We start from the raw sequence: 21,991 nt of genomic DNA, 5'->3' as shown, positions 1-21,991 counted from the left end.
TAATGGCGTCCCCACGGGGATTCGAACCCCGGTCGCTGGAATGAAAATCCAGTGTCCTAGACCTGACTAGACGATGGGGACTTAGCCAGTTGGAAGCGGTTGAAGTTAGGATGAAACGAGGGAGGTGCAAGCACTTTTTTGCTGAAAATTAAAAAAATAAACAAAGGGCTAATTCCGCGTTTGCTCCCGAGGGGGCGGCCTCCTATGCAAAAGGGCATCATGACGTTCGACGAAGTCAAGGCGGCGCTGCCCAGGCAGGCCATGCGTGAAGTCTCCGGCCTGCCTTTCCGGCATCTCGGCTCGGGCAAGGTGCGCGAGATTTACGACCTCGGGGAGACTCTCCTCCTGATCGCCACGGACCGCTTGTCGGCCTTTGACGTGGTCCTGCCGGACGGCATCCCCGGCAAGGGGATTCTGCTCACCCAGGCCAGCTTGTGGTGGTTTCGCCAGACCGAGGGGCTCATCCCGAACCACTTGGTCGAGGACCACGACGACGTGCTGCGCGAGACGCTGAAAGACTTCCCGCAACTGGTCCCGTACAGCATGCTGGTGAAAAAGCTTAAGCCGGTGAAGCTCGAGGCCGTGGTGCGCGGGTATCTGGCCGGGGGCGGCTGGAAAGACTACAAGCAGACCGGCAAGCTCTTCGGGATCGACCTGCCCGTTGGCCTTGAAGACAGCTCGAAGTTGCCGGAGCCGCTTTTCACCCCGACGACCAAGGCCGACGAGGGGCACGATATGCCGATTGACGAGCCGGGCGCCAAGGCGCTGATCGGTGTGGCCGCCTATGACCGGATCAAGGCCGTCAGCCTGGAAATCTTCCGCATGGGCACGGAAAAGGCCGCTGCCTCCGGACTCATCCTGGCCGATACGAAGTTCGAGTTCGGCACGGACGCCGAGGGCACGCTTTACCTGATCGACGAGGTGCTCACGCCGGATTCGTCGCGCTACTGGCCGCGCGAAGATTATCACCCCGGCGGCCCGCAGACCGCCTTCGACAAGCAGTACGTGCGCGACTATCTGGAGACGCTCGACTGGGGGAAAACCTATCCGGGACCGAGCTTGCCCGACGAGGTGATTGCCAAGACACAGGAGCGTTACCTAACGGCGCTGGAAAAGCTTTGGCTGAGCCTTCGCTAGGGAGCCGTTACCGAAGTTCTGACTTAATTTAACAGGAAGGCCGGTAAGTAAGGGAAGAGCTACCTTCGGCCTTCCTTGCCGTACTTTCCGCTCTTCCTGTTAAATCCCTTGTCTGGTCAATGCGGCTGCAAGACGGGTCTGCTTCTTGTTCAGAAACGGTATCGGGCCGCTTCATCCGCGTTGCGTCAGATAGGCGGCTGTGGCGACGAGCACGCCGATGAGGGTGGTGGCCACCAATGCCCGGGCCATGAGCTTTGCGCCGTCGGGCGTGGGCAGGTGGTCAGCGGGGATGGCCGGGACCGGGATTTTCTTTTCCAGAGCGGTAAAGGCTTCTTCCTTGATGAAGAAGCCGAAGATCAGGATCGCGGCCATCGAGATGAGTTCCGAGCCGAAGCCGTGGTGAAAAAACTCGAACAGCTCGGGCCGTCCGACGATGAGCACGAGAAAGTCGATGCGCAGCACACTGACGATGAGCCCCGTCCCGGCCGCGGCGAAGAGCATTTTCCAGAAAATCCGGCGCAACTCGGGCAGGGCGAGCTGGAGGATGGCGAAAAAGGCGAAGAGCATGAAAAAGAGCTTCAGTCCGGAGCATTCGGCGATGATCTCGACCGCGTGGCCGTGGATCAGGATGGTGTTGCCCTCCGACTGCACGGTAAAGCCCACGTAGTGCAGGGAAAAGGCGGAGAGCTTGGCGATGAGGGTGGAGTAGTGCAGGCCGTGTTCGATCAGGTTTTCGATCGTTCCGGCGGGGATGGCGGCCAGCGCGAACAGCCCGAGGCAACGCGCCTGCAAGCCGCTGACGGTAAAGCCGCACGCGATCAGGGAAACGCCTGCCGCTCCGAGGATGAAGCCCAGGCCGGGGTCGCGCAGGTTGCCAGCGGCGTCGGCCAGCGTCAGCACGCCTCCGAGCAGGATCAGGCCGAGGCCGGCGGCGGCTCCGGCGGGGGAAGGGCGCAGGCGGAAGCGGGCGCGGTTGAGCGCGACGCAGCCGATACCGGCGGCGATGGCCACGGCCTTGATCGCCATGCGGGATTTTTCCAGCGAGGTCGTGTTGACCAGAAACGGCCCCAGGCAGACCGCGATCAGGGCGGCCACGGTCAGGCGTTGGAGCCAAAGGGTGCTGGCGGGAGTCGTACTGGTAGCCGGAGGGTTCATAGGTCAGGCAGGCCGGAGCATGGGAGTATCCGGCGGCGGGTTCGACTCAAATCGGACGGAATGGGCGGGCATTTACCCGCTTGGGAGATATTTTCGGGGGCTGCCGGGACGTGCCGAATGCGAGTGGGGGGAGGAGATCAGTCCTCCGGGTCGTCCTCTTCGCTGATGGCCGCGCGGGTGATGCCGACGTGCTCGCCCTTACCGATAGCGTCCTGATGGAGCAGGTAGCGGTAAACCCCGGTCTTGAAAAACAGCAGCAGAAAGCCGGTCGCGGCCAGCAGGCTGAGAATGCAGCTCTGCACGGTCGAACCCCAGAGCGCGATCCTGATCAGGCGCAGGTCCTCCTGCGGGTCACCGGTACGGGGGGCGGAGAGAGCGCGTGCGAGCTGGGCGGGAAAGTCCGTGGGCAGCGTGCTCTGGATCGAGGCGGTGAGGGCTTCCTGGGCGCGGAGGGTAACGATGATGCCGTAGGGAACCAGCAGGACGGCGGCTATCCCGGCGGCCAGCGCGACCCAGGTCACGGCCCCGCGCAGCTTCAGGTGGCGGAAGGAGCAGACCTTGGAAAAGGGAATCAGGATGAGCGCCAGCCCGATGAGGGGGAGCCAGGCGCAGCGGATGAGGCAGCCGAACAGTTTGTACTCCCAGAGAGGGTTGGCGAAATCCACCGGTACGTAGCAGAAAAGCGCCTGGACGATTCCGGCGATGAGCAGCACCAGCCCGAGCGCGGGCAGCAGGTGCTGGAGGTCGAAAAAGACCTTGGCGCGCAGCCGTACGCGGCGGTCGCTGTAATCGTCGTCTTGATAGGAGGAGCGGCGGGAAGAATGTCTGGGCATCGAGGGCGTCGGTCAAAGAAGGTTACAGGGCCGATCTTGCTGTATTTGTCGGAAGGCGGGCTGCGTTCTTAAGGCCTGGGAGGCGGACATTTGTGGCACTGGCGGTTAATTTGGGGAGAGCTTATGACTTATATGGGCCTGACTTATCTCTGCGGCAAGACTTACTGCATGGGGGGATTAGGTTTGCTTTTGGGACCGTTTACCCGCATGCTCAGGTTACCGCAGAGCGCCGTACCCCTCGGCCAATCCCGTTCTTTTTATCAACCCCCAGCCCCATCATCCGCCTATGTGCATAAAAAAACTGCGTGAGTATCTCGACCGGCACGGAGTGAAGTATGTATCCGTGAGCCATTCACCGGCCTACTCGGCCCAGGAGGTGGCGGCGAGCGTCCATGTCTCAGGCCGCGAACTGGCCAAGGTCGTCATGGTGACGATGCACAACCAGTTGGCAATGGTCGTCCTGCCGGCCAGCTACCACATCGACTTTCAGCGGCTCAACCAGGCGCTGCACAGCAAGGAGATGTACCTGGCGTCCGAGGAGGAGTTTGTACGGCGTTTTCCGGACTGTGAGCCGGGCGCGATGCCGCCGTTCGGGAACCTTTACGGGATGGAGGTCTTCGTCGCGCAGAGCCTGAGCGAAGACTCCACCATCACCTTCAACGCCGGGACGCACACGGATGCCATTTCAATGGCTTACACGGACTTCGCCCGGCTGGTCGAGCCCAGGGTGATCAGTTTCACCGACCGGGTTCGTTGCGGCGATGAGCGCCGCGAACCCGCCCCTCTCTGAAAGATGGAGCCATGAACGGGGATTTTCAGACAAAACGGAGAAGGTATCAGCCTTCTCCGTTTTGTTTACCAGTTTCCGGCTCGCGGGCTCTTTTTTTAGCTAAAATCTATTTAATCTTTTTTCTACGATGAAAAATTATCACGCCGCTGATATTCGTAATTGTGCCGTAGTCGGGCACGCTTCAACCGGAAAGACCCTCCTGTGTGACGCCATGCTCGTGTGTGCCGGGCAAATAGGCAAAGTCGGCAGCATTGAGGCCGGATCAAGCGTGTCCGACTATCATGCTGACGAGCGCGAGCACCAGATGTCCATCCACGCCTCGTTGCTGCATACCGAGTGGCTGGGCAAGAAGTTCAACCTCATCGACTGCCCAGGAGCGGCGGACTTCGTGAGCGAGCCGCTGAGCGCGCTGCGGGTGGCGGACTTCGCGCTGGTCGTGGTCAACGGTTGCCACGGCATCGAGCCGGGCACGGACATGGTGTACGACACCGCGCGGGCCTACGACATCCCGCGCATGATCGCGGTCAATCTGCTGGACAAGGAAAATACGGCCTTCGAGCTGGTGCTGGAGGAGGCCCGTTCGCATTTCGGAGCCAAGGTTTTTCCCATGACCATCCCGCTCAACGCCGGGCCGGGCTTTAACCGCGTGCTCGATGTCATGCGCACCTCGGTCATCACCTACCACACCGACGGCAGCGGCGGCTACGACGAGGCCCCGGCCACGGGCGAGCTGGCCGCCCGCGTCAAGGCGCTGCACAAGGAGCTGATCGAGTACGTGGCCGAGACCGACGACTCGCTCATGGAGCTGTTCTTTGAAAAGGAAAGCCTCTCCGAAGACGAACTGCGCGAGCACCTGCACGCCGCTATCCAGCAGCGGGTGGTGGTGCCGCTGTTCGCCGTCTCGGGGCAGGCCAATGTCGGCGTGGCCCGCATGATGGACATCATCGCCAAGTACGGCTCCTCCCCGCTGGACCGCCAGCGCGTGGCCGCTCGTGACGTTGCCGGGGACGAGACCGAGGTGGCACTCGATGGCGAGGAGCCGTGCCTGTTTGTGTTCAAGACGCTCAACGAGCAGCACGTCGGCGGACTGTCGTTTTTCCGGGTGTACTCGGGCGGCGTCAGCCACGGGATGGACCTGCGCAACGTCTCCCGCAACGGCACGGAGCGCATCGGGCAGATTTTCCTGCTCAACGGGCGCGAGCGCGCCGCCGTCGATCACCTCAACTGCGGGGATATCGGGGCCGCCGTCAAGCTGCGCGACACGCACACCGGCGACACCCTCTGCGGCGGCAAGCTCAGCGTCACTCTGCCCACCGTGGCCTTTCCCGAGCCGAACATCCACGGCGCGCTCCGGGTCGCCTCCCGCAGCGACGAGGAAAAAATTTCGCAAGGGCTGCACGAGATTCAGGAGGAGGACCCGACCTTTGTTTCCCGCTACGACCCGGAGTTGAAGCAGACGATCATCTCCGGCCAGGGCGAGGTGCAGCTAAAGGTCGCCGCCGAGGAGATCAAGCGCCGCTACAACGTGGACATCGAACTGATCGAACCGCGCGTGCCCTACCGCGAGACCATCCGCACCGGGGCCGAGAGCCGCTACCGTCACAAGAAGCAAAGCGGCGGGGCCGGGCAATTCGCCGAGGTGTGGATGCGCATCGAGCCGCTTCCGCGCGGCTCCGGGGTCGAGTTCACCAACTCGCTCGTCGGTAACAACGTGGACCGGGTCTTCGTCGCCTCGGTCGAGAAAGGCGTCCGCTCCGCCTGCGAGGAGGGCGTGGTCGGCGGTTTCCACGTTCAGGACGTGAAGATCGACTTCTTCGACGGCAAGCAGCACCCGGTCGATTCCAAGGACATCGCCTTCCAGATCGCGGGTAAGGCCGCCTTTCAGGAAGCCTTCCGCAACGCCCAGCCCAGCCTGCTGGAGCCGATCCTGAGCGTCCGCGTCACCGTCCCCGATGAGTGCGTGGGCGATGTCATGGGCGACCTCTCCAGCCGCCGGGGCCGTATCAACGGCGTCGAGTCAGAGGGCAAGTTCCAGGTCATCGACGCGAGCGTCCCTCAGGCCGAACTCTACCGCTACGCCACCCGCCTGCGCTCCCTCACCGCCGGGCGTGGCCGCCACCGTGAATCCTTCAGCCACTACGAGGAAGTTCCCCCCGACCAGGAAGCCCGCATCCTCGACCGCGCCCAGCAGCTCGCCACAGCGGGGTAGGTAGGGGGAGGGGAGTTCCGGGCTTGCGCAGCCCAGACCCGCGGCAGACAGAGTCTGCACTTTCGGTCCAGCGCCCGGGCTTCGCCCGAACGCTGGACCGAGGATTGAAACTCTCCTGACACGGTGCCGCCAAAGATGAATTTCCCTGCGTCGCCGGTCTGGGCTGCGTAAGCCCAGAAAAAAACTACTTTCCGATGAGGACGAGTTCGTCGCGGTGGATGACTTCGACGTGTTTGCGGTCGGGGTGGAGGGTGTGGATCTGGTCGGAGTCTTTGCCGAGGATTTGTATCAGTTCTTCGATACGGAATCCGGCCATGCCGCGGGCGACGGCTTCGCCGCCGGGGCCGAAGACCGAGACGACATCGCCGCGCTTGAAGTTGCCCTCAGCGGCGGTGACGCCCTTGGCCAGCAGGCTGGAGCCTTTTTCGCGCAGGGCGCGGGCGGCTCCGGCGTCCACCGTGAGACGACCCCGGGGCTCCTCGAACCAGGCCAGCCAGCGCTTGCGCGAGCCCAGCGGCAGGCGACTGGGGATAAAGATCGTGCCGGTGGCATGCCCGGCGAACAGGTCGGAAATGATGGCGGGGTTTGCTCCCGAGCCGATGAACGCGCCGCAACCGGAGCGCATGGCCAGGCGGGCGGCCTGGATCTTGGTAATCATGCCGCCGGTGCCCACGACGGTGCCTGAGCCTCCGGCCATGGCCTCGATCTGCGCGGTGATGGACTCGACCACGGGGACGATCTCGCCGCTGCCCTTCATGTCCACCAGGCCGGGGGCGGTGGAGAGGATGACCAGCAGTTGCGCCTTGGTCATGGAGGCGACGAGGGCGGAGAGCACGTCGTTGTCCCCGAACTTGATTTCGGCGGCGCTGACGGTGTCGTTTTCGTTGACGATGGGGACGATGCCCTCGGTCAGCATTTCCTCGAACAGGTCGCGGATGGCCAGGTGGCGCTTGCGTGAGCGCACGTCTTCGCGGGTGAGCAGGAGCTGGCCGACGATGATCCCGTGCGGCTCGAAGGCGTGCCGCCAAAGCTCGGTCAGGATGCTCTGCCCAACGGCGGCGCACTTCTGGAGGGAGGAGAGCTTTTTCGGGCGCTGCTTGAGCCCGAGCTGGCCGCGCCCCAGGCCGACCGCGCCGGAGCTGACCAGCACGACCTGGAGGCCGCGCTGTTTGAGAGCGGCGATTTCACGTGCGATCCCCTCGACGACATCTGTGTTGAGATCGCCCGAGCCGGAGGTGAGCACGCCGGTGCCCAGCTTGATCACGACGCGACGGGCGTTTTCCAGAAAGTGCATGGCGAAATTGGCCTTGGTAAATAAAAAAAGCGGCCGGGCCGTCTTTGGAACACGGGCCGGCCGCCGGGTGGGAAAATTACGGGACGTGGGTTGCTTAGACGGTGGTCAGCTCGGTTTCCTTGGCCTTGAAGGCGTCGTCGATCTTTTTGACGTATTCGTCGGTAGCGGCCTGGACATCCTTTTCGCCGCGCTTGGCGTCGTCCTCGGAGAAGAGCTTGTCCTTGAGGCCCTGCTTGAGCGCGGTCATGCCTTCCTGGCGGGCAGCGCGGATGCCGACCCGGCCGTTTTCGCACAGGCCGCTGGCCATCTTGACCAGTTCCTTGCGGCGTTCGCCGGAGAGGTCGGGCAGCGGGCAGACGATGACGGTGCCGCGAACAACGGGGTTGAGCCCGAGCCCGGCGGTCTGGATAGCCTTTTCGACGGCCTTGAGCACACCCTTGTCCCAGGGCTGGATGGAGATCGTGCGCGAGTCGGGGGTGGTGATGGCGGCGACTTCCATCAGGCGCATGTTGCTGCCGTAGGCGTCGACCATGACGTTTTCCACCATGGCGGGAGAAGCCTTGCCGGTGTGGATGGTGCTGAATTCGTGCAGGGTATGGTCGAGGGCTTTTTGCATCTCGGACCGCGTGTTTTTCAGAATTGCTTCGGGCGTCATAGTTGGGATGGGTTCAGTTCTTTAAAGGCTTCTTTAGAGGATTACAGGATTTCGCTGGATGAACAGGATATTTTTCCGTCTCAAGATGCGAAAGAGGCGCGGGTGGGCTTTACTCGTGGACGAGGGTGCCGACCTTGTTGCCCATGACGGCGTTGAGAATGCTGTCGGGCTCGTGCATGTTGAAAACGAGAATGTTGACGTGGTTGTCCATGCACAGGGAAAAGGCAGTGGCGTCCATGATCTTGAGGCGCTTGCCGAGGGCCTCGCCGAAGCTCAACTCCTCGTACTTGACGGCGTCGTCGTACTTCATCGGATCCTTGTCGTAAACGCCGTCCACCTTGGTCGCCTTCATGATGACATCGGCGTGGATTTCGCTGGCGCGCAGAGCGGCGGTGGTGTCAGTGGAGAAATACGGGTTGCCGGTCCCGGCGACGAAGATGACGACGCGGCCCTTTTCCATGTGACGGACGGCGCGGCGCAGGATGAACGGCTCGGCCACCTTGTCCATGGGGATGGCGGTCTGCACACGCACGGGCACGCCGTTCTTTTCCAGGCAGTCCATGAGGGCGAGGCCGTTGATGGTGGTAGCGAGCATGCCCATAGTATCGCCGGTGGTGCGATCGACGTTGCGGTGCTCGGCCCCGAGTTGCCCGCGGAAGATGTTCCCGCCGCCGACGACGAGCCCGATCTGCACGCCCAGTTTGTGGACTTTTTTCACTTCGGCGCAAACGGTCTGGAGAATATCCCCGTCAATGGGGTCGCCGTTCTCGGTATTGCGGAGGGCTTCGCCGCTCAGTTTGAGCACGATGCGCTTGAATTTCGGTTGTGCGGGTTCGTCAGCCTGTTGATCCACCATGCATGAAAGTCATAGGGCCGAGCCCGCCGCCGTCAACCACTTGATTGGCCGTTCCCGACAAGAGTTGCAGCAAATACTTGACGCCGCTCCTGAAAGTGGTACTTTCCCGCGTTTTCAGCTAGGTCCGTGGTGTAATGGTAGCACAGCAGATTTTGGTTCTGCTTGTCGGGGTTCGAGTCCCTGCGGACCTGCCAGGGCATAGCCCTGGACCCGTGATCCTGCGGATCACCGAGGGGCTTCGCTCCTGCGCCGCCAGAAAGGCGGCTACCCCGGATAGCCCCCGATGGGAATGGGGTGGAGGATAATTCTGGAGGTTGGATGCCTTGGGCGCGTTCTATATAAGAGGGACGGATTGTGCCCTGCGGCCGGGGTGAAAAGTTTCCGGCGTAAAAAGGTTGCCACTGCGGGGGCGGAGATTTTCTGATATGGCCCCGGACGAGGGCACCCAGCCATCGCCAATTACTTTTCAAACGATGGCAAAGAGCAAACAGCTGAAATATATTTTTGTAACCGGCGGCGTGGTTTCCTCGCTGGGGAAGGGCCTGACGGCCGCCGCGCTCGGGGCCCTGCTCGAACTGCGGGGTATGAAAGTGCGTCTCCAGAAGTTCGACCCGTACCTGAACGTCGATCCGGGCACAATGAGCCCGTACCAGCACGGCGAGGTGTATGTCCTCGACGACGGGGCCGAGACCGACCTCGACCTGGGGCACTACGAACGCTTCACCAGCGGCAGCCTGTCGCGCTTTAATAACCTGACCTCGGGCCAGATTTACGAGTCTGTTATCCAGAAAGAGCGCCGCGGTGACTACCTTGGCAGCACCGTGCAGGTCATCCCCCACGTCACTGACGAGATCAAGAAGCGCATCCGCGAAGCCGGGGAGGACATTGACGTGCTCATCACCGAAATTGGCGGGACGGTCGGGGACATCGAGGGGCTTCCGTTCCTGGAGGCGCTGCGGCAGTTCGCCCTGGAGGCGGGGCGCAGCAACGTCCTTTTCATTCACTGCACGCTGATTCCGTACCTCAACGCCGCCGGGGAGCTCAAGACCAAGCCCTCGCAGATGTCGGTCGCGCGTATGCGTGAAATCGGTATCCAGCCCGACGTGCTGGTCTGCCGCACGGAAAAGCCGATCAACAACGAGATCCGCTCCAAACTCAGCCTTTACTGCAACATCCCGGTCCGCAACGTGATCGAGGAGATGGATGTCGAGTTCTCTATCTACGAGTTGCCGTTGGCGCTCGCCCGCGAGGACCTCGATGACATCGTGGCCGAGGCCCTCGGCCTGGACGCGCCCGAGCCCGCCATGACCGAGTGGGAGGACGTGGTGCGCCGCCTCAAGTACCCGGCCCACCGGGTCGAGATCGGTGTTGTGGGCAAGTACATCGAGCTTCAGGACGCCTACAAGTCCGTCTATGAGTCGCTCACCCACGGCGGTATCGCCAACGACTGCGGCATCAATATCGTCCGCCTCGACTCCGAGGCCATTGAGGAGGACGGGCCGGAAAAGCACCTGAAGGGGCTGGACGGCGTGCTCGTGCCCGGTGGTTTCGGAGACCGGGGGATCGAGGGCAAGATTATGGCCGCCCAGTGGGCGCGTGAGAATCAGGTTCCGTACTTTGGGCTTTGCCTGGGTATGCAGATCCTGGTGGTCGAGTACGCCCGCCACGTGGCTGGCTTCGAGGATGCCAACAGCACGGAATTTGTTCCCGAGTGCAAGCATCCGGTCATTGATATCATGGAAGACCAGAAGGAGCTGACCGAAAAGGGCGGCACCATGCGTCTGGGAGCCTATACCTGCCAGATCATTCCCGAGACGCATGCCGCGCAGGCGTACTTCCCGGGTCTGTCCCCGGCCGACTTCGCCAAGGGCGAGCCGAAGACCGTGGAGGAGCGCCACCGCCACCGCTACGAGTTCAACAACAAGTACCGCGACATTCTTACCCGCAGTGGCCTGCGCATCGGCGGGGTTAACCCGAAACGGGACCTGGTGGAAATTGCCGAGGTGGTGGACCATCCGTGGATGGTCGGGGTACAGTTCCACCCCGAGTTCAAGAGTAAGCCGAACAAGGCGCACCCGCTCTTCGCTGATTTCGTCAAGGCCGCTCTCGTGCGCAAGCGCGGTTGATCGCCAGAATCGAAGGACCCGAATCGTTTTTTATCCACCCGGGATGGTTGAGAGGCCGTCCCGGGTGTTCTTTTGCCCGGCGGCTCGCGGCGGGGAAACCCGGATTGATAGAACTACCGGGATGCGGTGTGAATGATGAGGAATAGGGGCTATTGGATGTGGGGGCTATGTGCTCCACTGGCACCGGACTTACCTCAGCCCGCATGCCCTTGATTGACAGGGCATGGTGTCGGGCAATCGTGGCGGATTGCGCCTTGGGCGTATGGTGTCGGCTATGTCTTTACCGGTTATTTCTCTTCAGACGATTCGCAATCGCCTCAAAGCGGGGCGGGTGAAGCCGTTGGCGCTGGATTATCCGGTCGAGCTGAGGCCGCCTCCGATCGACATCCGGATGATGGACAGTGTGCTATACCGCAACGGCAAGGAATCGGTCGCTTTGTTTTGCCGGGGGCGGAAAAAGGCGCTCTACCGGGTTCGGCTGTGGCTGGACGGCGAAGACCTGCCACAATTGGCACGAGTGTGCTACCGTTTCCCGACGGGGGCGGGGCTGCCGGATATCCCGATGCCGCGCACGGTGGAGAATGTTCGTTGCGAGACCCACATCTGGACCGGCGAACTGCTGGAGATTGTGGCCGAGTTGACGCTGAAGGACGGCCGCAGCTACCACCTGCGGCACGAGTTGGCCTATGGGCAGGAGCTGAAAGGCGCGCGCACGACGTTTGTCGAAGTGGCAGCGACAGGCCTGTGACGAGCCGGTAGCAGGCTTAGCGCGGTTCGAGGTCGTCGATGGTCGGCAGGTTGCTGGAGAACTGGATGTCGCCCCAGCTTTCTTCGCTGTCGGTGGAGGAGGACGGCCCGGCTGTGGCGGGTGTTTTGTCCAGGATATACTGGGCGATGGCTTTTTCGACCGCGTTTTCGGCCCAGTAGCCGTTACGAAGTTCCCAGTCGGAGGGTTCGTAGCCGTATTTTTCCAGCACGGCCAGGATGATGGAGGATTCCGGGGTGGCGCTGGTGCCGTTGAGCAGGCCCTTGTCCTCGTGCAGGCGGATGGCTTCGGCCGCGATAAAGGGAGGCAGTACCCGCTCGTAGCGGGGATGCAGGGTGTAGTTGGAGGCCCAGCGCGACCAGGCTTCCCGTGAAATGGAGCGCTCGGTGCCGGTGACGGCCTCGTAGTAGTACACGCGGCGCTTCGACATGCGGCGCACCAGTGCGACGGTGGACAGACCGTCCTGCGAGATTTCCAGCCAGTCGAGCGGGCGGGGATTTTCGACCGGGCTGCGGGTGCCGGAGATGTCTTCCGGGGCTTCGAGGAACTTCACCCCGAGGGCACGCGAGAAGCGGACGCTCTGCTGGGCGTCACGGGTCAGCGTGAGTTGTTCCTGGGTGATCAGTTCGCTCTGGTACTTGGCGGCGTCCTCGGGGGACTCAGCCCAGATGTAGGTGACAATCTCGGTACTGACTTTGTATTTACGCATCATAGCGGGGGTAAGGTAGGAGTTATGGGCGCTCGTAACGTCCGGGTGGGTGAGTTTATGTGAATGGTTTGCTTGAAAGTGGTCAAATGAAAAGTTTTAACCTTCCCACCTTCTGTGTGGAGCATTTAATGCTAGGGCGAACACTTTTGAAAAGTCTTTGACATACCCGGATTTCCAGTGCCTTTGACCCCGGTTAAATACAGAAATTTTACCAGTCGGATTAGGTGATCGCCCGCATGTTATTTTCAGCCGCGTTCTGTTATGCTGATTCCCCTTAGGCCCCTGTAAATCAAGATGATTCCGATTCCTCTTTCTAAGTCTGCCGCGCTACTTTTAAACTGGAAGAATAGGAAAAACTCCTTAGGCTCAGCCGTTTTGACTTAGACCAGCCTGAGAACCGCGTTCCCCTATGCCACGTAAAATTTGCTTCGTAAACTACAAGGGCGGAGTCGGGAAAACCTCGATGATCGTCAACATTGCCGCCTGCCTGGCCCACACCGGTAAAAAGGTGCTGCTTGTTGACCTCGACACCCAGTCCAATGCCAGTATCTGGCTGATGCGGCTGGACCGTTGGAACAAGCTGAATATTAACGGCGAAGGCTCGATTTTTTCCATCTTTGAGCCCGGCCAGCAGACGCTTTCGGATATCCTCGTGCGCGATGTGGTCTCCAGCAAGACCGATGAGAACCTCTTGCCCGGCTTCGACCTGCTGCCCACGACATTCAACCTCGTGGACCTCGAAAACGAGTTTCCCGCGAACCCGGCGGAGCCGCCCTTCCTGCGCTTCTACCGTCAGTTGCGCGAGATCGAAAACAACTACGATTACGTCCTTTTCGACTGCCCGCCGAATGTGCTGCGAGCCTCCCAGTGCGGGATCTTCTCCAGCAACGAGATTTATGTCCCGGCCAACCCCGACGCGCTCAGCCTTATCGGCTTCACCCTCCTGGTGGAAAAGCTCCTGCTCTTCCATCAGCGTTCGGCCAGCTTCCGCGAACCGGGCATGGGCCGCCCGGCCCTCTGCCGCGGGGTCATTTTTAACTCGATCAAGGCCAACGTGGACATTGAGGTGCCCAAGATGCGCATGCAGTTGAGGATTAATCAGTTCCGCAATCAGCGTCGCATCGACCCGACGACCAAGATTTTCGAGGCACAGATCCGCGACGCCATGGTAGTGCGCCGCGCGGTCACACTCGGGCTACCGGTGACGCTCGTCGGCCAGGTGGCCAAGGAGGAGGACTCGGTGGCCACCGACTACCAGCGAGTGGCGGCGGAGCTTGATCAACACGAGGCAATGGCGTAACGTGAGGTAAAGCAATGAACTCGACCATGGCCGACGCGGACACGACAGGACACAAATACGGGAAAAAAGACTGGGACGAAGTGCGTTCCGGCATGACCCCTACGATGTCCGAAGTCCGCCTCAAGGCCCTGGCCGAAGAGTCCGGCCTGCCTGACTGGCCCCTGCGCGGCAAGGGTGAAGTCGCCTCCAAGTACATCGACTACACCTGGGAGGAACTGCACGAGTTGCACGGCCTGGCCGAGAGCCCTGAGCGGATCGACCTGCTGATTGAGATCCTGCGCGAAACCATCGCCTTCGAAGACCCCTTCGGTGACATGGTGGCCACGGTTGACGCCGCCACCAAGCGCGAGGACAAGATCGGGCGAAACCTGGCCCGTTTCGAGATCGACAAGGAATTTCCCCTGCGCTTCAGCGGCCTCTCGTCCGAGACGGTCGATTTCTGCCAGGCCGAGGACATTCGCACGCTGGGGCAGTTTGCCGACTTCTCTCACCGCATGGCGCAGAACATCGTGGTCGGCGGAGACTTCAAGGGGCTGCTCACCGCCCTGACCGCTGCCGACGAGCAGGGCATCGCCCACTACCTGCCTTTCCGCCCCGGCCATAAGGGGCTCCATCTGCCCGAGGCGATCGGACTGGTCCTCAATCAACTGGCCGAAAACGAAAAATACACCTTGCTCAAGCGCTACGGGGCCAAGCTCGGCCCGGTCGAAACGGCCAAGGCCAACCTTAACAAGGAGCAGACTATCCAGTTGGAGGAAGTCCTTATGGGCAAGGTGATGGAGCAGTGCCACTTTTTCAGCAAGCAGGTGCCCGAGTTGGACGAAAAGGTCCGCTCCGGGGTCAGCCTGGAGCGCATTTTCATGGTTCTGAACGACCCGGAAAAGGAAGCCATCGCCGCCCGTGTCACCGCCCGCTACCTCAAGCAGCGCCGTGGCCTGGCCGACGAAGACGAACCGGCCCGCAAGAAAGGCTTCTTCGGACGCCTTTTTGGCCGCTGAGGCGAGAGCCTTCGCGCCCGGCGAGGGCTTTGGACGGGGTGTTCGTTGCCATGAGCCAACCGCCTGGAATCCCGAACCCATCCCCGGACCCGCATGGCCAAGCCCTTCATCCCGAAAAAACGCGTCCTGAGCCTGCGCCCGGAAGCCCGTCGCACGGCCGAGGTTTCCATCCAGTCGCGCGAGACCATCGACGCCTTTGTCAAAAAGACGCGCCACCCCTTTGGCGAGCCTCGCACGCTGGAGCAGTCCGAAGTCGAGGACGTGGAACGCACCCTGCGTACACTGGAAAAAGACCTGCTTGAGCGCGAGCGGGCGGTTCAGGAGCTGGAGGTGCGCCTGAGCGAAAAAGAGCGCGGTCTCTGGGAGGCCGAAGCGTTACTGGAGGCGCGGCGCAAGGTTTTCGAGGCTCAGTGTCGCCAGCTTGCCCGGCGGCAGGAGTCAAGTCGTGACGCCGCTCCGGTTTCCAAGGAGGAGCGGGCGGCCTTGCGCGAGTTCCAGATCCAGTTGGAGCAACGCGAGCAGTCGCTGGCGCAGTCGCGTGCGCTGCTGAAGGAGCGCGAGGACTATGTCGAGCGGGCCGAAAACCTGCTTTTTGACAAAACGATGGAGCAACAGGAACGCGAAACCGAACTGGAGGTATTGGCGGACGCCCTCGAAGCTCGCCGGGCCGCGCTTGAGGCCCGCGAGGAGGGTGCCAGTACCCGGCGTTCCGCTTCGTCTGGGACAGAATCCCTCGACCAGTGATCTTGCTGATCACTGATGCCCCCAGCCCAGGAATCATAAGGTGTTGCGGTTGACCCCGACGCAAATAGACTCCGCTCGTCTGTCCGTATGCCGGGGCAACCTGTAGGCAAAGGGATATTGGATGGGGAGGCCCTTTTCCTGTTCCGTATCTTTGGGTGAAGGCACGGTTGGGGGCTGTTCGTGGGGGCCGGTTGACAGGGGCGGAAACAGTGCTACTTATTTGAGGTATGGACGATGTTAATATACCCCCGTTGCTCCTGCGTCGCCTGAAATTCCGTGCCCATCGTCGCCACACCAGTGTGGCTTCCGAGCTGGCCGAGTGCCTGCAAGTGGGAATGGATAGCCTGATCCGCCGCGAAGAGCGTTTTCGGCAGACCGCGCCCCGCCTGCGCCAGAAATCGACCGGCTTTCTCGGACGCGGTCAGCTTGAAGCTCTCATCGAAGAGGGCCGGGCGTGAACGTTGATTTCAACCCCCGTTGCTTTTTATCATGATTGTCGTCGATACGACCGTACTGGCCCCGCTGCTGCTGCCGGGCGTCAACACCCCGTGGGCGCAACAGGCCTACGAGCGGGACAGCGCCTGGGCATCGAGCCCGCTGTGGCGTTCGGAATTCCGTAATGTGCTGGCGCGCTATCAGCGGGAGCACCGGGTGGAGCCTGCCGCGTGCCTGGAGATTATGAACGCGGCGGAAGAAAAAATGCACCCGCGCCAGTACAACATCCTTTCCGAGACTGTCATCATGCTGGCGGCTCAGGGCACCTGCTCGGCTTACGAGTGTGAATACGCCGCCCTCGCACAGGAGTTGAATGTCCCGCTGGTGACTGCTAATGAGCGCCTGTTGGCTGCCTTTCCTCGCACGGCCTGTTCACTGGAGAGCTTCGCCCGGGGGGAGTAAGTACCGCTCCCCAATGGCAGGTAGAACGGGTTGCCTGCGATGGGTGCGCGAAGTCGCCTTGAGCTTCGAATCAGGATTGCTGGGACGGGCTGGAAGGCGTTTTTCCTGATTGTGGCAATGACAACAGGCGCAGCAGGGAGGTCAGCTTTTGGACACCGGAGCGACAGGTGCGCTTGGCGCGGGCGCGGAAGATGCGTTTTTGCCGGAGCCGCTGATTGAGCAGGCGGGCTAGCTCCTGGCTGCGGCACAGGTCCCGGTTGGCCGTGACGAACCCCTCCCGCAGTCGGATGAGCAGGTCTTTTTCCAGCGACCCCAGATTGTTAACCGGCGGGAGGAAGGGCTTGCTCGTGTCCGATGGGACGGGGACTGGAGATGCCTTGGCGACGAGTTGTTGGAGGTCCGGCGGTAGCTGGGCGAATATCTCGTGCTGGATTTCAGCGGGCAGATCGGTGTCGGGCGCTTGCCGGGCGAGGGCCTCTCGCTTGGCAAGCGAATGCTCGATCCAGGAAGGGTCTTTGAGCAGTTTTGCCTGATACTGGATGAAGGCGAGGCGCCTGTCGTTAAGACGGAGCTCGTCTTCTGAGACGAGCGTGCAGCGGTAGTCGTGGTTTTTTAGGTCGATGCCCAGGACTGCGTGCAGGAGTCGCCAGAAGTTGTCCCGTCGGATGGGGGAGTAGGCCAGTTGGTACAGGAACATGACGGCACAGTCGGACTTGGTCGTATTCGCGTCTTCGACAGGGCGGAAGGCGTCACTGTGCCGGATGCCCAGCGCCTGGCAAAAGTCCTCAATCGTCCCGCCTGTCTTTTTGGCGTCATTGTAGGAGCGCACGATACAGGCGTCCTCCCCGAAGACCTTGATGAACTGCTTCAGGTGTCCGGCAAAGGCCAGTGGCCCGGAAGAGAATGTCTCCATTCGGTGACCATTGATGGCCATCTGCTTCTTGTAAGACATGAACAGCGAGTAGATGTCCCGCAGGTACACGACTGGGCGCACGTCGAAGCCTTTGAACCACTTCTTGAAGCGGGCGGGATCCTCGAAGACAAACTCTTCGTAGGTGACGATAATCTTGTCGGTGGTGGCCTGTTTGAGATCTTTTTTCAGCGGGCGCAGGTTGTCACGCACGGTGGGGAGATGTCCGACACTCTTGTCGTTGTAGTAATGAGAGATACCGGAATGGTTCTCCGGAATGGCGCCGACCGGGACGGCGTAGTGGAAGCCCTGTTCGCGGAGATGGTCGCGGTTGATAGTCAGGAACTTCTGGAGTGTGGTCGTGCCCGTCTTGGGATAGCCGATGTGGAGAAATAGTTGTTTCATTGCAGGGGGTCCGGGCGGGGTGAGAGCGTTCCCCGGAAAGCGAGCATGTAGCTGTTTTCGTGCCCCGTTTTATCTTATGTCGCTGGATGGATACAGCCTATAAAACCGGAACCCGGAAAAGGTTGCATCCGGTGGGAGAATATTTGCCCTTTGCTCGGTCGGCGGTTGTCGGCGACGATGGGTGGGCCTTTGGTTGGGAAACCGTCTCAAAAATCTGCTTATACTGGAATTACCCGGGGCAGGGGAGGTCGAATAGTTTATGAGGGATTCGATGACGGAGCCGTCCCGGGAAAAAGAAGTTTGCCAAAGCCGCCCTGTCTCTCTTTTAAAATCGAACATGGAAGCTAATGAACCCAAGCCCTTTACCGCCGAAGACGAGGCGGAAGTGAGGGAGTCCCTCAAGCGTTGTTCCCCCGAAACGGTCGAGGCGGCTATCGCCTACCGCAAGAGCGGCGATACTTCGCAGGTGCCCGTTATCATCATGGGCATTCTCGAACGGGTGATGGAGCCCGAAGCGCGCCCCAAGCTGCTGGAGGGTAACGACGACACCCGCATCAACGAAGATCTCGGGATCGACTCGCTCACCATGGTCGAGGTCATCATGATGGTCGAGGAAACCCTCGATATCACCGTGGACAATGAAGAGCTCCGCGGCCTGGCCACTATCGGCGACGTCAAGACGTTCATTACCGGCAAGCTCGCCTGAGCATGGACCTTCCCGTCTGTCAGCTCGACGCGGCGGCCATCGCGGCCGCCATCCCGCACGACGACCCGTTCCTCTTTCTCGATTCGGCCTCGCTGGAGGCCGAATCGGCAAGCGGGACCTACCGTATCCGGGGGGACGAGTTTTTCCTGCGCGGCCATTTCCGCGAAAACCCGGTGTTCCCCGCCTCCATCATGCTGGAGGCGCTCGGGCAACTGGCGGTGCTGTTTCTGGTCGCCGCGCCTTCGCCGCAATTGGCCGAGAAGCAGGTCGATCCGGCGAAAATCTTTTTCCATTCCAGCGACGAGGTGCGCTGTTCGCGTTTCTGCCGCCCTGGCGACGTACTAGATATGTCGGTCAAGCTGAAGCGTATCCGCCACCCCCGGGCCAGTTTCCAGGGGGCGATCACGGTGGCTGGCGAGCGTGCCGCTTACGCCGAGGGCATCAATCTGATGTTCGATTGGAAGGCCTGAGCCGGCCGTTCGGGCCACGGCTGGGGTAAAGTTTTTCCCGGCCTGTTTATCAGAGGCGGGTTTAACGGTTGGGCAGGTTGCTTTTCCGTTTGAAGCCCGCTGGTTCATCCGCATAGTGCCACACCATGAGAAATGTTGTTGTTACGGGCCTTGGATTCATTACCAGCATCGGCAATGACAAGGCGAGCGTTGCCCGGAGCTTGCGTGAGCTTCAGCACGGCATCGCCGTTTACGACCGCTTTGAGCAGGCTGGCGAGCGCATCCACCTGGCCGGAAAGGTCAAGGACTTCGACGTTAGCTCGAACGATCCGGAAGACTGGGTCTACCCCGAACGCTACGCTCTCAAGCGTGAGCAGCTCCGCAGCATGGCCCCGCACGTGCTCTACGCGCACTGCGCGCTGGTGCAGGCGGTGGAGGATGCCGGACTGACGCCGGAGGAGATTTCCAACCCGGAGACGGGGCTTTTTACATCCTCGGCCGGGTCCGTCCGCCTGCTCACCCACCACATGGAGCGGCTGAAAAAGGGCGGCCTGCGCCGCGCCAGCCCGATGGGAGTGGTCTCCTCGGTGACGGGTACGCTGTCTTTCAACCTCGTGGCCCTGCACAAGATCCTCGGCTCCTCCGGGGGCTTTGTCTCGGCCTGCGCCTCCTCCGGGCATGCGCTCGGCTACGCCTGGGACGAGATCGCCCTCGGGCGGCAGGAGCGTGTGATCGTCATCGGCGCGGAGGACGGCGACCTGGAGACGATCTTGCCCTTCGGGGCGATGCGCGCACTCAGCCCTGATGCCGAACCGCCCGGCTCGCGTCCCTTTGACAAGGCCCGCAACGGCTTCGTCGGTACCGGCGGGGCAACCGCCCTCGTGCTGGAATCCGAGGCCTGCGCCGCCGCCCGCAACGCCCCCGTCTATGCCCGTTTCAGCGGCTGGGGGCAGGCGTCCGACGGGTACAATGTCGCCATCTCGCATCCCGAGGGCGACGGCCTGGCCCGCGCGATGGAACTTGCCCTCAGGGCCACCGGCACGGCGGCTTCCGAGGTCGAGTACATCAACGCCCACGCCACCTCGACGCCGATTGGCGACACTTCCGAGATGAAGGCGATTCGCAAGGTCTTCGGCGCTGGCGGCCCGGCCCTTGCCAGCACCAAGGCCCTCACCGGCCACGGCCTGTCGCTGGCCAGCGCGATGGAGGCGGGCTTCACGGTCCTGGGGATGAAGGAAGGCTTCACGCCCGGCTCGGCCCACATCACCGACCTCGACCCCGAAGGTGAGGACTTGAACATCATCCGCGAAACCCTCGACAAGGGGCCCCGCGTCGCGATTTCCAACAGCAGCGGCTTTGGCGGTGCCAACGTCGTCACGGTCTTTAAATCGGCCTAGCCCGATTTTACAAATTCGTAGATTTAATCATTCGCAAATTCGTAAATCTACCAGTCAGTAGGCTCCGAAATACGCGAATGGATGAGCTTACGAATCTACACATCCTCAAATCTACGAATTTAAAAAAAGATGAGCAAACGCCGCTACGGCCAACATGGCCGCGACAACGCCCACGCCAGTGACCGCATCGCCATCGAACCGATGGACGAGAAGCAGTTCCTGGCCAAACTGCGCGAAACCGAAGATCCGTTCGTGCTGGTGATCGACGGCGTGCAGGACCCGCATAACCTCGGCGCCTGTCTGCGCAGCGCGGACGCCGCCGGGGTGGACTTCGTCATCGCCCCGCAGAAGCACACGGTCGGGCTGACCGAGACCGTCCGGCGCATCGCCTGCGGCGGGGCCGACAAGGTCCCCTACATCCAGGTGCAGAATCTCAACCGCACGCTTGAAAAGATGAAGGAAATCGGCCTGTGGATCGTCGGGACCGGCGACGAGGAGTCGCAACTCCTGTACGAGGTGGACATGAAAGGCCCGCTGGCCATCGTGCTCGGGCGCGAGGATCTCGGGGTGCGCAAGTCCATCGCCGACAAGTGCGACTTCCTGGTCAAAATCCCCATGTGCGGCCACGTTGATTGCCTCAACCTGTCCGTCGCCGCCGGGATCTGCCTGTTCGAGGCGGTCCGCCAGCGGCACAGCGCCGGTTGATCAAGGCCGATCGCCATCGGTTCACAACTTCGGATTCTTGTGTTTTAACCACAGAGAGCACAAAGGACACAGAGGCGATGCGCTAGCATCGAAAGTGCAGGCTATGCCTGCCGCGGGTGTGGGCTGCGTAAGTCCGCAATCATTATGCCGAGGGTTTGCAACTTAGGGCACTAGCTGCCGTAGCCGTAAAAGCGCCGGTGTTTGCGGAAGAGGTTGTATTTAAGGATGGCGTAGATGGCGCGGACACCGTCGCGCCAGCCGATCTTCTTCCCCTCGGAGTAGGTGCGACCGTCGTAGCTGATACCGACCTCGTAAATGATGCAGCCGGAGTGGGCGAGTTTGGCGGTGATCTCGGGCTCGAAACCAAAGCGGTCCTCCTCGATCTCGAACTGCTGGATAATGTCCCGGCGGCAAACCTTGTAGCAGGTTTCCATGTCGGTGAGGTTGATATTGGTGAACATGTTCGAGAGCATGGTCAGGAAGCGGTTGCCGAGCATGTGCCAGAAATAGACCACGCGGTGCGGGCCGCCGCCCAGGAAGCGCGAGCCAAAGACCACATCCGCCCCGCGGTGCAGGATGGGGGAAATGAGCGTGGGGTAGTCGCGCGGGTCATATTCGAGGTCGGCGTCCTGGATGATGACGATGTCTCCGGTGGCGGCGGCGATGCCGGTGCGCAGGGCCGCGCCCTTGCCGCGGTTGGCTTCGTGGTGGAGGAGCTTGTGGTAGGCGTCGGGTTGGGCGCGGAGAATGTCGAGCGTGCCGTCGGTCGAGCAGTCATCGACGACGATCAGCTCCAGATCGTGTTCTGAAAAGGCTGGGCTGTCCTGAACGCGTCGCAGGATTTTCAAGACCGTATCTTCTTCGTTATAGCAGGGGACAACAACGCTCAGGATCATACTGCGCCCAGTAAAAATAGGCGGTTGCCTTTTGGCAAGACGGGAGAGCCGGTT

Annotated in this window: 22 protein-coding genes and 2 tRNA genes; 15 read left to right on the top strand and 9 right to left on the bottom strand. The window is 61.5% G+C overall.

Annotation, left to right across the window (positions count from 1 at the left end):
• Nucleotides 1-3 precede the first annotated feature (3 nt).
• A tRNA-Glu gene (locus tag H5P28_RS18585) sits at nt 4-81 on the bottom strand.
• Between the two features lie 138 nt (nt 82-219).
• On the opposite strand from H5P28_RS18585, the gene H5P28_RS18580 reads away from it, so the two are divergent.
• Complete coding sequence (locus H5P28_RS18580; RefSeq protein WP_185677189.1) at nt 220-1,137, top strand: phosphoribosylaminoimidazolesuccinocarboxamide synthase; 918 nt, start codon at nt 220-222, stop codon at nt 1,135-1,137.
• A gap of 171 nt (nt 1,138-1,308) precedes the next feature.
• Here the strand turns inward: H5P28_RS18580 and H5P28_RS18575 are convergent, their stop codons facing one another.
• The gene (locus H5P28_RS18575) at nt 1,309-2,292 is read right to left on the bottom strand and encodes an exosortase/archaeosortase family protein (RefSeq protein WP_185677188.1); all 984 of its coding nucleotides are present in this window, start codon (nt 2,290-2,292) and stop codon (nt 1,309-1,311) included.
• Nucleotides 2,293-2,429: 137 nt separating this feature from the next.
• A complete protein-coding gene (locus tag H5P28_RS18570; protein WP_185677187.1) occupies nt 2,430-3,125 on the bottom strand; it encodes a hypothetical protein in 696 nt (231 codons plus the stop codon).
• Between the two features lie 286 nt (nt 3,126-3,411).
• Between H5P28_RS18570 and H5P28_RS18565 the strand changes: the two genes are divergently transcribed.
• Together H5P28_RS18565 and fusA are read left to right on the top strand one after the other, a co-directional pair.
• Nucleotides 3,412-3,915: an aminoacyl-tRNA deacylase gene (locus H5P28_RS18565; RefSeq protein ID WP_185677186.1), complete on the top strand. Its 504-nt coding sequence runs from the start codon at nt 3,412-3,414 to the stop codon at nt 3,913-3,915.
• A gap of 127 nt (nt 3,916-4,042) precedes the next feature.
• A complete protein-coding gene (fusA, locus tag H5P28_RS18560) occupies nt 4,043-6,124 on the top strand; it encodes an elongation factor G (protein WP_185677185.1) in 2,082 nt (693 codons plus the stop codon).
• A 184-nt stretch (nt 6,125-6,308) separates the two neighbouring features.
• On the opposite strand, the gene proB is transcribed toward fusA, so the two are convergent.
• The 3 genes from proB to pyrH form a co-directional block, all read right to left on the bottom strand.
• The gene (proB, locus tag H5P28_RS18555) at nt 6,309-7,418 is read right to left on the bottom strand and encodes a glutamate 5-kinase (protein WP_185677184.1); all 1,110 of its coding nucleotides are present in this window, start codon (nt 7,416-7,418) and stop codon (nt 6,309-6,311) included.
• A gap of 94 nt (nt 7,419-7,512) precedes the next feature.
• Nucleotides 7,513-8,073, bottom strand: coding sequence for a ribosome recycling factor (frr, locus tag H5P28_RS18550; RefSeq protein ID WP_185677183.1), 561 nt, complete (start codon nt 8,071-8,073; stop codon nt 7,513-7,515).
• 109 nt (nt 8,074-8,182) lie between these two features.
• Nucleotides 8,183-8,929, bottom strand: coding sequence for a UMP kinase (pyrH, locus tag H5P28_RS18545; protein ID WP_185677182.1), 747 nt, complete (start codon nt 8,927-8,929; stop codon nt 8,183-8,185).
• A gap of 120 nt (nt 8,930-9,049) precedes the next feature.
• Between pyrH and H5P28_RS18540 the strand changes: the two genes are divergently transcribed.
• From H5P28_RS18540 to H5P28_RS18530, 3 genes are all read left to right on the top strand, one after another.
• A tRNA-Gln gene (locus H5P28_RS18540) sits at nt 9,050-9,123 on the top strand.
• A 279-nt stretch (nt 9,124-9,402) separates the two neighbouring features.
• The gene (pyrG, locus tag H5P28_RS18535; RefSeq protein ID WP_185677181.1) at nt 9,403-11,055 is read left to right on the top strand and encodes a CTP synthase; all 1,653 of its coding nucleotides are present in this window, start codon (nt 9,403-9,405) and stop codon (nt 11,053-11,055) included.
• Between the two features lie 274 nt (nt 11,056-11,329).
• Nucleotides 11,330-11,803 carry a hypothetical protein gene (locus tag H5P28_RS18530; protein ID WP_185677180.1) on the top strand — a complete coding sequence of 158 codons (474 nt, stop codon included), beginning with the start codon at nt 11,330-11,332 and terminating at the stop codon, nt 11,801-11,803.
• A gap of 16 nt (nt 11,804-11,819) precedes the next feature.
• Here H5P28_RS18530 and H5P28_RS18525 read toward each other — a convergent pair whose 3' ends face one another.
• Nucleotides 11,820-12,533: a hypothetical protein gene (locus tag H5P28_RS18525; RefSeq protein ID WP_185677179.1), complete on the bottom strand. Its 714-nt coding sequence runs from the start codon at nt 12,531-12,533 to the stop codon at nt 11,820-11,822.
• Between the two features lie 406 nt (nt 12,534-12,939).
• Between H5P28_RS18525 and H5P28_RS18520 the strand changes: the two genes are divergently transcribed.
• The 5 genes from H5P28_RS18520 to H5P28_RS18500 all read left to right on the top strand — a co-directional run bounded on the left by H5P28_RS18520 (nt 12,940) and on the right by H5P28_RS18500 (nt 16,469).
• Nucleotides 12,940-13,830, top strand: coding sequence for a ParA family protein (locus H5P28_RS18520; protein WP_185677178.1), 891 nt, complete (start codon nt 12,940-12,942; stop codon nt 13,828-13,830).
• 14 nt (nt 13,831-13,844) lie between these two features.
• Entirely contained in the window at nt 13,845-14,828 is a 984-nt protein-coding gene (locus tag H5P28_RS18515; protein WP_185677177.1) for a hypothetical protein, read from the top strand.
• 93 nt (nt 14,829-14,921) lie between these two features.
• Nucleotides 14,922-15,572, top strand: a complete 651-nt coding sequence (locus H5P28_RS18510; RefSeq protein WP_185677176.1) for a hypothetical protein — start codon at nt 14,922-14,924, stop codon at nt 15,570-15,572.
• Nucleotides 15,573-15,799: 227 nt separating this feature from the next.
• On the top strand, nt 15,800-16,030 hold the full coding sequence (locus tag H5P28_RS18505; RefSeq protein ID WP_185677175.1) for a hypothetical protein: 231 nt from the start codon (nt 15,800-15,802) through the stop codon (nt 16,028-16,030).
• 31 nt (nt 16,031-16,061) lie between these two features.
• Nucleotides 16,062-16,469, top strand: a complete 408-nt coding sequence (locus H5P28_RS18500; protein ID WP_185677174.1) for a type II toxin-antitoxin system VapC family toxin — start codon at nt 16,062-16,064, stop codon at nt 16,467-16,469.
• Between the two features lie 70 nt (nt 16,470-16,539).
• Here the strand turns inward: H5P28_RS18500 and H5P28_RS18495 are convergent, their stop codons facing one another.
• Nucleotides 16,540-17,784: a hypothetical protein gene (locus H5P28_RS18495; protein ID WP_185677173.1), complete on the bottom strand. Its 1,245-nt coding sequence runs from the start codon at nt 17,782-17,784 to the stop codon at nt 16,540-16,542.
• A gap of 337 nt (nt 17,785-18,121) precedes the next feature.
• Between H5P28_RS18495 and H5P28_RS18490 the strand changes: the two genes are divergently transcribed.
• The 4 genes from H5P28_RS18490 (at nt 18,122) to rlmB (ending at nt 21,041) form a co-directional block, all read left to right on the top strand.
• Nucleotides 18,122-18,490, top strand: a complete 369-nt coding sequence (locus tag H5P28_RS18490) for an acyl carrier protein (RefSeq protein ID WP_185677172.1) — start codon at nt 18,122-18,124, stop codon at nt 18,488-18,490.
• A gap of 2 nt (nt 18,491-18,492) precedes the next feature.
• Entirely contained in the window at nt 18,493-18,960 is a 468-nt protein-coding gene (locus H5P28_RS18485) for a 3-hydroxyacyl-ACP dehydratase FabZ family protein (protein ID WP_185677171.1), read from the top strand.
• A 125-nt stretch (nt 18,961-19,085) separates the two neighbouring features.
• Entirely contained in the window at nt 19,086-20,336 is a 1,251-nt protein-coding gene (locus tag H5P28_RS18480; protein ID WP_185677170.1) for a beta-ketoacyl-[acyl-carrier-protein] synthase family protein, read from the top strand.
• Between the two features lie 129 nt (nt 20,337-20,465).
• The gene (gene rlmB / locus H5P28_RS18475) at nt 20,466-21,041 is read left to right on the top strand and encodes a 23S rRNA (guanosine(2251)-2'-O)-methyltransferase RlmB (protein WP_221773482.1); all 576 of its coding nucleotides are present in this window, start codon (nt 20,466-20,468) and stop codon (nt 21,039-21,041) included.
• Nucleotides 21,042-21,211: 170 nt separating this feature from the next.
• Here rlmB and H5P28_RS18470 read toward each other — a convergent pair whose 3' ends face one another.
• Complete coding sequence (locus tag H5P28_RS18470; RefSeq protein WP_185677169.1) at nt 21,212-21,937, bottom strand: glycosyltransferase family 2 protein; 726 nt, start codon at nt 21,935-21,937, stop codon at nt 21,212-21,214.
• Nucleotides 21,938-21,991: the final 54 nt, after the last annotated feature.

This window comes from Ruficoccus amylovorans (assembly GCF_014230085.1).
In the GTDB taxonomy this organism is placed as follows: domain Bacteria; phylum Verrucomicrobiota; class Verrucomicrobiia; order Opitutales; family Cerasicoccaceae; genus Ruficoccus; species Ruficoccus amylovorans.
This window is presented reverse-complemented; position numbering and strand designations above follow the sequence as displayed.